7 protein-coding genes and 1 CRISPR repeat array are annotated in these 11,764 nt (G+C 35.1%); of the genes, 1 reads left to right on the top strand and 6 read right to left on the bottom strand.

What is annotated here, in order from left to right; genetic code table 11:
- Positions 1-3: 3 nt before the first annotated feature.
- Positions 4-1,357: a CRISPR direct-repeat array (repeat unit 36 nt; unit sequence AATATCGTGTTTTCCAATCTTCAATCAAACCACAAC).
- A gap of 75 nt (positions 1,358-1,432) precedes the next feature.
- The 4 genes from ACOVQQ_RS11920 to ACOVQQ_RS11905 form a co-directional block, all read right to left on the bottom strand.
- A complete protein-coding gene (locus ACOVQQ_RS11920) occupies positions 1,433-1,708 on the bottom strand; it encodes a type II toxin-antitoxin system RelE/ParE family toxin (RefSeq protein ID WP_421818394.1) in 276 nt (91 codons plus the stop codon).
- Positions 1,701-1,940: a ribbon-helix-helix domain-containing protein gene (locus ACOVQQ_RS11915; RefSeq protein ID WP_298148797.1), complete on the bottom strand. Its 240-nt coding sequence runs from the start codon at positions 1,938-1,940 to the stop codon at positions 1,701-1,703. Before ACOVQQ_RS11915 ends, ACOVQQ_RS11920 begins: the two co-directional genes overlap by 8 nt.
- Positions 1,941-1,985: 45 nt before the next feature.
- Positions 1,986-6,374, bottom strand: coding sequence for a type II CRISPR RNA-guided endonuclease Cas9 (gene cas9, locus ACOVQQ_RS11910; RefSeq protein ID WP_421818393.1), 4,389 nt, complete (start codon positions 6,372-6,374; stop codon positions 1,986-1,988).
- A gap of 965 nt (positions 6,375-7,339) precedes the next feature.
- Entirely contained in the window at positions 7,340-7,882 is a 543-nt protein-coding gene (locus ACOVQQ_RS11905) for a hypothetical protein (protein WP_421818392.1), read from the bottom strand.
- 378 nt (positions 7,883-8,260) lie between these two features.
- Here ACOVQQ_RS11905 and ACOVQQ_RS11900 point away from each other — a divergent pair, with 378 nt between their 5' ends.
- Complete coding sequence (locus tag ACOVQQ_RS11900; protein ID WP_421818391.1) at positions 8,261-9,370, top strand: HNH endonuclease domain-containing protein; 1,110 nt, start codon at positions 8,261-8,263, stop codon at positions 9,368-9,370.
- Between the two features lie 402 nt (positions 9,371-9,772).
- Here the strand turns inward: ACOVQQ_RS11900 and ACOVQQ_RS11895 are convergent, their stop codons facing one another.
- Together ACOVQQ_RS11895 and ACOVQQ_RS11890 are read right to left on the bottom strand one after the other, a co-directional pair.
- Complete coding sequence (locus tag ACOVQQ_RS11895; RefSeq protein WP_421818390.1) at positions 9,773-10,717, bottom strand: nucleotidyl transferase AbiEii/AbiGii toxin family protein; 945 nt, start codon at positions 10,715-10,717, stop codon at positions 9,773-9,775.
- Positions 10,714-11,439, bottom strand: coding sequence for a DUF6088 family protein (locus tag ACOVQQ_RS11890; protein WP_421818389.1), 726 nt, complete (start codon positions 11,437-11,439; stop codon positions 10,714-10,716). Before ACOVQQ_RS11890 ends, ACOVQQ_RS11895 begins: the two co-directional genes overlap by 4 nt.
- Positions 11,440-11,764: the final 325 nt, after the last annotated feature.

Here is an 11,764-nt window from a genome sequence, read left to right as displayed (position 1 = left end):
TTAAATATCGTGTTTTCCAATCTTCAATCAAACCACAACCGAGATTTTTCTAGTTTATTAAAACCAAATAATATCGTGTTTTCCAATCTTCAATCAAACCACAACGAAATTCTGCTGTTCAAAGTCAAAGTTAGTAATATCGTGTTTTCCAATCTTCAATCAAACCACAACTTTTCAATCCAAAATTATCGAACTCCAAAGAATATCGTGTTTTCCAATCTTCAATCAAACCACAACTAAACCACTTCTAGTTGCCATTTTTTTATTAATATCGTGTTTTCCAATCTTCAATCAAACCACAACTTCAAGTCAGTATCAACTTTAATAAAATTAAATATCGTGTTTTCCAATCTTCAATCAAACCACAACTTAATAATCAAATTCTGCTGTACTAAAACCAATATCGTGTTTTCCAATCTTCAATCAAACCACAACTAAGACCTCAAATGTTATTAGTAACATTACAATATCGTGTTTTCCAATCTTCAATCAAACCACAACGGTGGAATACGCGACCGCTAATCGAACCGAAATATCGTGTTTTCCAATCTTCAATCAAACCACAACTTGCTCCAATCGAGATAAACAGCGCGTTAGAATATCGTGTTTTCCAATCTTCAATCAAACCACAACCTCGAGCTCTTAACGGATTCAATGGTTTTAAATATCGTGTTTTCCAATCTTCAATCAAACCACAACCAAAATACGTTATCTTTGTGAAGTAATTTTAATATCGTGTTTTCCAATCTTCAATCAAACCACAACGCAAACGTAATTCTCTAGCTGCTTTTGCTGAATATCGTGTTTTCCAATCTTCAATCAAACCACAACAGCGATATTGGAGCCAACAAAATTTTCACGAATATCGTGTTTTCCAATCTTCAATCAAACCACAACCACTTATGGTCTTTCATCTTCATGCCGTCTAATATCGTGTTTTCCAATCTTCAATCAAACCACAACCAAAACAAGCGTTCAGACAAACTTTAACATAATATCGTGTTTTCCAATCTTCAATCAAACCACAACGCTGTACTTGTTTGGAGCGCGGAAGATTTAAATATCGTGTTTTCCAATCTTCAATCAAACCACAACTAAGCGCAGCAAGTACTGTTAGCGCAAAGAATATCGTGTTTTCCAATCTTCAATCAAACCACAACGCAAGGCGTTTAGAAACTTGGTCAAGAAACAATATCGTGTTTTCCAATCTTCAATCAAACCACAACGCCTGCAAGCGTAACAGTCGTGTTGTTTTAATATCGTGTTTTCCAATCTTCAATCAAACCACAACTCTAGGCGTAGGTAATGAAGAAACTTCGATAATATCGTGTTTTCCAATCTTCAATCAAACCACAACGGAGTGGGCTACCGCCGAAACTCCGTTGTGGTTTGAGCTGTTTAAGAGTTGAGAAACATCTTTTCAAAGAATATTTTAGAAATCTTGCCTTCCAATTATTGCCATGATTTCAATGTCATTGCCATTAACTTTATAAAAAATAGTGTCAACTCCACAAACACAGTAGCGGTACCCTTTCTTATAATGATCTGCATTTGGAAAAAGAAACGGGTTGGAAGAGATTTTTGAAAAACATTCAAAAAACATATCATAGTACTTAGTTGCTTCATTCAAACCAAATTGACTCATTCCATATTCAAATATTCGAGTTAAATCTTCCTCAACCTGAATATTCAATCTATAGCTATACATTCAATTTTTTCTTAATATCTGCCAACAATTCTTCTTTAGTCTTTGTGCTAAAACCACTTTTTTCAGCTTTTTCTATTTTCATTCGCACAACTTCTACATACGCATCTTGCTCGCGTGCTTGTTTGATTAAATAATTGATCGCCTCGCTTTTACTCGTAAATTCTTCGTTTGCTACTTGCTGTTTTAACCATTCATCGTTTTGATTGGCTAAAGTGATCGTTTGTCTTGCCATAATAAAACTATTAAGTGGTGTAAATATACACCAAAGCGAGTCGTTTTACAACTTTTGGATTTTTCCTGAAGGCAATACTTTAAAATCGATTCCCTCTACAAAAGCTGTAAATTGTCCCGGACTCATTTTTCTGGTCGGTTTTTCTTCTCCTATTTTAAAATCGCCATCGGGTTTATAACCATCTTTCTTAATGTCATCTGCTTTTCTTGCCTCTTTGAAAAATCGTAAAAGTATAACTCCAAATTCATAAAAAATACCACCTGATTTTACTCGATTGATAGATAATCCTTCAATTATATACATCCGACTGTCCAAATCTAATAGTTCAGAAATATCTTTTGGACTCTCTATGGTTTTATCGTAAAATATAACCTGTTGCCCTTTTCTCAAAACTACATCCTTGTTATTGCTTTTAGCTATAGGAAATATAATTCTTTTACCCTTCACAATTTTTTCTTTATGCAAAGGATAATGTCCTTGCCCTTGCTTGATCAGTTTAGCTAGATTAAAATTATTGATTAATTCAAATTCTCTTTTACCGTCTAGTTCATAAATTGCCATTGCATAATTTTCATCATTCTGCCCATAAACTTTTTGCTTGTGTTCGTGTCTTGATTTTGATAATGATCTATGTTCTTTTATCTCTAGAGGATTCTTTACTGAATTGGCATAAATTCTAACCTTATTAATTGGTACATGTTTGTCTTTATTCATCCAGACAATGCCATCCACTTTGTTCTTTTGCTGAGGATTAGAGGAAAGTATTAAGATTTTATTTGCGATTGCCTCTTTGATTATACTCTTAACCGCTTCATCAACAATATTTTCGACATCATTTGCTTTTAAACTATCTAAATCCTTGCGAATAACATACCTAATTTCTTCTGTATTTAGCGGATTTTTTATCGCGCCATAGATACTATCTTGATGTAATGAACCTCTAATGGTGTCACCTTGTTGCAATCTTGGAATTTTATTTCCCTTTTCGTTTAGTTTATAAATAACTTTACCGTTAGCATCTTTTTTGGGTATTGCTTTACCATTTTCATCTCTGTCAATTTCCGCTATAAATTGTTTTTTACCGCGTACTCTAATTATCTTCTTTGATTGTTTTTTGACATTATCAGGTGTAAAATGCGAAACCAAAATTTCATGTTCAATTTTTTCTAAATCTTCTTTAAAAGTTTTCCAAGGTTTGGCCTGCGCCATCAGCTCTTTTGCTTTGGGCTTATCCTGTTCGTCTTCCGAAGTCCATGCCTGCGCTAACACATCGTATTTATCCTTTGTCATACAAGCAATTGTAATCGCGTCAATGGTATGGTGCGTATGTTTACTACGATCTTTTTCTTTGTACTGCTTAAGTCCATTTTCGTCAATATAACTTTCTTGAATACCCCATTGCTTTCTGAACTCGGCTACCATACCACCTTTTACGCTCTCTACTCTTTTAAAATAAGACTTTAAATACGCTTGCGCATATTTGGTAATGATTCCTGTATCTGGAATTTGGCTATTTTTAAAGCCAATGCTCGGAACTTCCATAATAAAACGGTCGTATTTTCCTTGCAGGTAATCACGTTTTAAAGTTAAATAGTGTCGTCGTCGAATCTTTTTGTCCTTTATTTCTTTGGTACTAGCCGCTTTTATTGAGCGGGAAATTATTTCGATTTCCCGAGATAAATTATCGGACTCTTCCTTCCAATGCGAAATAAAAGGAATTATCATTTCATGGTTTGACAACTCGAAAGGCATCTTATTTCCTTTTACATCTCTATTAAATCTTTTACTACATAACGTTTTGTTCATTTGGGAATTATCCTGCGATCGACTTCTTGGTACGGTGTGCTCAATATCGTAATCTGGATTACTTCCAATTATTTGACAAATACTTATATTCTTACTGGCACCACCATTAATCGAGGGTTCGTAAATTTCCTGCTTATTTTGTTCAAGCCAGAGTTGATACCGTAAAATATCTTCTTCAGAGGGATTCACTTCTTTTCCACATTCTTCAAAGTAGAGTTTTCTAATCTCTTTGATCGCATCCTCTCTAAACTTTTTATTCTCGTTTTGATAATCTTGAATTCCTTTCCTTTTGTTGGCGTCGTTTAATTCCCTAGCCATTTCAATATGGATTCTAGTGTTCTCATCGATTTGACCTTCGATAATTAATGCATTCAATACCTTGCGTAATTGATGTAAAGCACGCATAGCCATAGGATTTTTAATTGATGGGGTTAGCGGACTTCCTAAAACTACCTTTTCATTACCAAATTCATCCTTAATGATTTTCCTTTTAAATTTTTCAATATCTGATGGATGATATAATTTACTCAATCGCTTTGTATTACTGCAAAAGACTTCCCCGTCTTGATTTTCACCTTTAAGAAATTCTATTACTTTTTCATCTAATCGTTTGATTTTGATAAATTCATACTTCTTTAATTGCTCTATATAAATTGGAAACAAGTGATCAAGGATTGCTTTTTGATCTGCCGCATTTTCAATAGTATGATTTCTGTAAAAAGAAACTAATTTGTTTTCTAAATCCTTTTTATAAATTTCTTCAGCCTCCTTAGAATAATATTCTTCCTTTAGTTTACTTTCTCTAATAAGTCCGTTGATGAGTTCAAATTGATTTTTCTCACAAGTATAATTTTCTACTAACTCGGCAATTTTTGATTGAATATATTTTCTTTGCTCAAAATCTGCCCAAATATGCTCATCAACAATATTTTCAATATTTGCCATAAAAACAGCATGAGAATACAGCAAACCTTCTTTAATGTATGGGAGAATTTTGTGAATAGCAGACAAACTCAAACTTGCAAAATCTTTTTTCAGCTTGATTTTACTAAATGCTTTGGCATTTTTGTCGTCAAAACCTAATTTATTCTTAGCAAATTCATTCAAATAAATATCAGATGTTGCAACCGAGAGTAAATGCCATAAGTCTTTATAATCAACTGATTTTGTCACCTCTGCTTTTGTAGAATTTAAGGTTTTATAAGTGAAAATTCTTGTTCTCCAATCTTCTCCTATAACACTTTTTAAAGCTGCAGAAACTTGACACGCTGCGACTGAATCAGTTGGTTTATAGTTAAACCAGTAAAAGAAGTCACTCTTCTTAGATGATTTGTAGTAACCAAAACTAGCACCTTTTTCAATTAATTCTTTTGCTAAAACTTCGAAATTGAAATCGCTTTTTCTGTAGAACTTCGGCACTAATTTTAACTTCTCTTCTTGTGAAAGAAATCGAAGAGTTTTTTCACCTTTCTTTCCAATTTTAATAGTGTTTAAATAGGTCCACATTCTATATTCTTCAAAATCTGGATGCGAAATTGCACAACGAGATTTACTGGTTTCATAGGAACATTTTCCAATTAAACCTTTTTGAGATTTTAATGGTCTTTGAAAAAAAATAGCGCGATATAAATCTTTTGCTAAACCATCAAACTTTTTTTCGGGTAGTTGCTCATTTTCATTTATTGAATCAATACCTTGAAATTTACAAATTGTTGTAAATTCTTCGAGATAATGTTCTTCTCGTGAAGTATATTGATTCCTAATTTTTCCTTTGTTGTATAAACTAAAAAAATATTGACCTAATGTTTTAAAATTCCCATCAAGCATAGCCTGTGAAATATCTTTAATTTTGCCTTTTACTTTTCCTAGATCTTCTTTCCTATTTAATCTTGCGATAAGTTCTTCTTTACATTTACTAAAATCGTTTTCATTCTTTTTTGAAATTGCAACCAAAGAATTGTAAAGTGTCTTTAGTTTTTTCTCACCTTCATCTAAATCTTTGGCAAATCCACCTTTTATTGTTTCATCAACAATTCCAAGGCTTATAAAATATTCTTTTAATTCAGTGACAATTAAACTGGAGTCAGCAATATCTTCTATAAGGCTTTGGATTCGAGGATTATGTTCTTCAAAAATTCCCTCAGCCGATTGATCCAAGCGATTACTTAAAAATCCACGTCTTTGAGCTATGTGGTACAAAGCACGCCCTAGTTCAAATAATGTCACTTTTTGTCTCGTTGCTTTATCTCTGAAAAAATAAGGATTTACATTTTTTTCCTCGTCCGTTCGCAACCATTTCAAGAACTCGGGATTAAGCGGATACTCTTTGAATCCTGATTTCTTCCACTCTTCAACTTCATCTATTGATAAAGGACACATTCCGTTTATTGAAAGTACTTTTAACGTTTCGTATTTACGTAATTTTCTTCTGTATTTTATCTTTCTCGCGCTTCTGTAACTTGTTCGCTCAGCGGCGCGAGAGCTTTCGATTCCTTTTTCGGATTTAACTCCCTCGGAAAAAATCCTTACACCTTTGTTGATTATTTGTTTAATACCGTCATTGTCGGTGTCTCTGATAGCCCATCCAATACTATTTGTACCTAAATCTAATCCTAAAATGCGTGCCATAACGTTATTCCTTTTATAATGTGAATATACAGAAAAATACAACTTAACTTAAAAAAGTATTGCAGTATAAAATTTTTTGCTACTTTAGCAACAGATTAATATTTCCAATCTTTAATCTTATCACAATAAGGCTACATGCCGTAGACGAAAGTCTTTAGTCCTGCTTCGGTGGGACTTTTTTTATTTTGTTCTAATAAGAAGTTTAAAGACAAATAAAGATTCAATTTATAAAGTCGCCCATATTCTTACCCAATCCCCAAACTATCCCAACGTTCAGGATATTCTGATTTCCTAACTTACAACTACAATTTACTAAAATACGGCACGTATTTCCATCCATCTGATTTAAATACGTAGAACGATTGAGCAACAATGGCATTCTCTCATCTGGGACTGCACTTCGAAAAGCTGCCTTCGACAAGCTTGGGGATTTCGCAGTGCGGGAGAATAACATCGCTTCTTAAGAAACTCTTTTAGACTAAAAACCCTCAGATGTCAGCTATTAAAATTTTGCATTTTGAAATAGTAACCCAAAAAATAACCTCGCTTAAATCATCTTAAACGAGGCAAATTATTGGAATTATCTTGATAAATTACTTCTTTGGAGGTTGCGCAGCAGCTAAGAGTGTTCGTGGTAGTATACTACTAGTTATAAATTATTTTACAGCTATCGGATTAGGGTTTTTCCACCAAACTCTGTAACTCTTTTTAATTAGCTTATGCAATGGAATTGCGTATGATAAAGTAAAAAATGTCCGTTTTTGATTTTCTGTTACTGTTCCCAATTCATAACCAATACCAAACTGAATATCTAAAAGACTAAGATTTAATGTTGGAGCAAAGACATTCTTAATATCTTCCCCAGTACCTGACGAAAATAAAATACCAGCATGAATTCCAAAAGTATTGGAAAATTCTTCATTAATTACTTCTCCAATACTATTTCTTGTTATTTCTATTCTTCCTCAACTTAATCCAATACCAGCACCAATTGAAGAAAACAATGAAACATTACCTTTTGCCGTAGTGTCATCTTTTGACAAATTAAAACGAGCTACAGGAATAGAAAAATTAGTATTCAAAATACCGGTTTGATATGTTAAAACTGAATTTGCCAAAGACAAATCTTGTGCTCTCATTTTTTCAACTAAAGTTGCTTCATCTGCTTTTATGTTAGTTGGATTAATAAGTTCTGCAATAAGTTCTGCATCAGTCTTGATAATGTGAGCTACTTTAGATGATAATCCATCAGCAAGGTTTTCTGACCAAATAATTACAAAGTTTCCAGAAATTAATGCTGGGGCAAACGTTTGACTGAACTTACCAGTTTTGTCTATTGTCAATTTGAATTCTTCACTTCCTTTACCATCCGTATCAATGTAAACGATGGCTCCAGCTTCAGCTCTACCGGCGATAAGTGTTGTTGTTAAAACTGTAATTTGAGGGTTAATTTGAGAATAAAGTAATTCGCAAAATAGAATTGTAAATAGTAATAGAAACTTTTTCATAAGATTTGATTTATATTGTCGTAAAAACACATTAAAACATAACTATTAAATCATCCGCTGTCGTCTTTAGTAGTGCTGGTAACTCAACAATCGGCGCACACCACCGCCCATATTTCTACCCAAAACAGCGTTAACTAATTCATTATCAATTTTATAGGATTAAGATCTGCTGCGAATTTTAAAAATGTCAAATAAGACACTTACTTCGCCTTTTGCGCCAGCTTTTAGAAAAATTCGTTTTTTATTCTCTGCTAAAGTAACTACTCCCCCCCACCCAAAACTACCTACTTATAGGTATTTTTCACTCCCGCTTAAAAAATCTCACAGCACCCATTTCTACCGCAGTTTTCCCTATTTTCGCTAAATACTTTCAAGAAAATGTCCCCAGAAATATTCTCCAACATCAGTAAAATTATAGAACGCGACAGCAAGTCGACAACCTATAAGTTTGCACTCTTGCGTGGAGTCATCGAGATTATTCAGGACAACTCGCCTTACATTACCTTTTTCGAAAATCGGGTGTACATTCCTACCGGCTTGCTGGTCGAAAAATGGCTGCTGTATTACTACCCATTGCTGCAATCGAAAACGCTCATTCCGCAAATTAACGGAACCACCGATCTGGCCTTTGCCACCGAGTTTCGATCGGTAATCGGCTATTACGAATCGCGCGGCGGCTTGAGTGCCTTTTACAACGACTTGAAAACAAAAGGCATTCCCGAGGCAATTCGCGCCGACTTCACCGCACTCGCCCGGAAGATTCGCGCCACCGTCGTAAACATGCCCATGAAATACATCGGACGCTCGCTATCCGACGAATACTACTCGATTTTTGAACACAAACGACAAGCTCTTACTCGTTCCCAACACCTCGACCTCGAACGCATGATCACCGATTTCGGATCGTTTTCTATACCAGCCGACTATTACGAAGCGTTTAAAATTCTCGGGAGCTTCATGTCCGGACAAGATTCTATCCTCTTTAAATGGGCCGAATTTTCGGTGAACGCCTCTGGAAAACACCTGTCTATGGAACGCGTCTTGAACGAAATTCTCGACTCACCCATCACCGAACGAAATATCGCCGAATCGAAAAAATTATACCGCGATATCTTATCCAAAAACGGAACCGTACACTGCGTATGGACGGGCAGAAAAATCAATACGTACGACATCGATCACGTTATTCCGTTTTCCGTATGGAAAAACAACGATTTATGGAACCTCCTCCCCTCCGACTCCAAAATCAACAACCAAAAACGCGATAAAATTCCGGCACCCGAACTCATCGAAAAACGCAAAGACCTAATCGTCGATTACTGGCAACTCATACACGAAACGCAAACCGCACGCTTTCGAAAAGAAATTCAACTGGCACTTTTGGGTCAAAACACCTTCTCAGGCTGGGAACAACAAGCCATTTCACGCTTGCAAAACAGCTGCGATTACCTCATTGAAGGCCGCGGCTTTGAACGCTGGATGCTGTGAAATTTCACGAGAATATTTTTGCAAACAATTACATCAAAGTTGTATGCATTTACTTGAACCTCCTTTAGCCTTCACACAATAGCAGCGTGTTAGCTGCTTATTCGGAAAATCCGAACAACCACTTTTTCCCCAGTAAACCCTCCGCAAAAATGAGATACTCATTGCTGATATCCCTTGCTTTTACAAATAGAGTTGACATCTAGTCCTCGGTTAACCAAACGTTTTCACGCTGCTTGCCAACTTCAAATTTCAGGTTGCCTTTCGGGTTTTGATATATGATAATTTCGCTGTTCATGAATCATCTTCGGGTTTTCGAGTCATCGTAATGACTGAGTGGTGGTGAAAAGCCTTTTTGTTCCATCAACTCGGTAAACGCTTTCTCCAATTCTTCGAAGATGAATTTCATTTAATTCTCTCTGCTAATTCCTCAAAACATACCGCAATTTCTTTTTCATCAGGTATAGGTCTATATGCTAGTGCTGAAAGTTCAGTTTGATATTTTTCTTTGAGTTTTTGCCAGACGTTTGAAAAATCATTTACTAAAGGAGATTCCGAAGTCGCTTTAGTTTGCCAACCTGTCGGTTCTTCAAACATAGCTCTATCGTGTTGCAAGATGGTATCAAATTGTTCCTTAAACGAATCGGATGCCACAAATGCAATACACTCAGAATTTTTCATAAGATGATACAAATCGTAAAAGTGCCTTATCTTATGAGAGATGCTTTCAACAGTATTTTCTTTGAAGGAAAATCGAACTAACGACACCATTTTTTCCACAAGCGTTTGTTCCTTGCTCAATACGTTAACTTCAAAAGGTTGGAGATCATACTGCTCAATGTAATTTTCATTGTTTGTTTGCTTCAAAAAGTCAAACACCATACTTTGAATGGTCAATCGTTGATAAGGAAAAGGATTGGCAAACGAGTTTACTTCAACAATGAGTTTGTTATTTGCATTACCTTTTTCAGACGCAACATATTCAAATACTGATTTTCTGAATCTTGAACCCTTACTTGTTACGCCCTCTACTTGCAATTCTTTTAAATCAGGCGTGATTTCTTTTTCAATTGTGCGGATGATGGTTTTAATTTCATTACCTGTTTTACCCTTGTCGTTGATAATGGCAATATCTACATCCTCCGAAAATCGCTCTAGCATATTGTATCCCTTCGATAGCGATGTGCCTCCTTTAAAAACGGATTCATCAACGTAGCTACTTTTTGCCAAACGACTTAACACTAATGTTATCCAGTAATCTTTTTCTATAAATTCCAACTTAATACCCAAGTGCTGTGATGCAGCTCTTAGTGTTTGTGTAAACAATTTTGTGTTGTGGTGCAGCTTCATACTAAATTCCATTTTTCTGTGGTAGATAGTACTTTCGCCGCACCGGTTAGTTTATACTTGGTTATTGGGTTCAATGACTTGAAAAGAGCCTCTGTTGTGTTGCCTTGTTGTAATTGCTCTAACAAAGCTCCTAACAAAGCCCTTGTAGCAGGTGGATATTTTAATGCCAGGCGAACCAAGGTATTGATTTCTTTATCCGTAAAGTTTTTGATAATGGCTAAAAACCGCTTGCACGATGCCTCTATAGTGGTATCAGGTATTTTCTTGATGTACCGAATGGCATCTAGTAACTGTAACAAAGGAATATTCTCTTTGGTGATGGTGTTTTTTTGCTGTACAAAAGCTATCGTATAACGTTCTCTTTTAAACTTAGGGCGAACCTGATTTTTGCCTATCTGTATGATATTGCTTACTTGTGTAGTTAAACCTAATTGGTTGTAAATACCGTAACCTGTGAGATAACCCGTTATTTTTCCGTTTTCTTCCAACAAGTCTTTTACTACTTGTGCCTGATTGGGTTGAAGATTGCCAAAGGGCGTAACTTCGGGTTTGTAGTATTTTCCCTTGGATAGTTTAGCAATCTTGCCCGAAGCCACCATACGATTCAGTGCTTTTATTACCGCTTCTTTTTGATTCACCTCTGAAAAAAAGTCTGCATAGGTGAATACATAGCCCTTGGGTAGCCTATCTATAGTAAATGAAATGTATTCAGAGGTTTTCATCTTTTTACTGTGCTACAAATATAATTAATTTGTCCAGTTTATTAGTAAAAAAACTGGACGTTTTGAAATTTGATTGAATGATAAAAACTTCGCCAACGCATTGCGAACTTACTATAACTGAATGTTTAGATATTTTAACGTGAGTTCGATGTGAAAATTTAGGTTAGAAAGCAACAAAACAGTTAATGAATACCCGTTGAATCTACAACATAGACTTAAAGAAAACTTATTTTTGAGGCAGGACAATGCAAAAAAATGCCGCATTGCAGTGATACGGAAGATTTTTTTAAAGCCGTTATGTCTTACAACAATTTTTATTAAATTA

The organism is Flavobacterium sp. (genome assembly GCF_049240005.1).
GTDB lineage: Bacteria > Bacteroidota > Bacteroidia > Flavobacteriales > Flavobacteriaceae > Flavobacterium.
The sequence above is the reverse complement of the archived record's forward strand: the minus strand, read 5'-3'. Positions and strand labels throughout refer to the sequence as shown.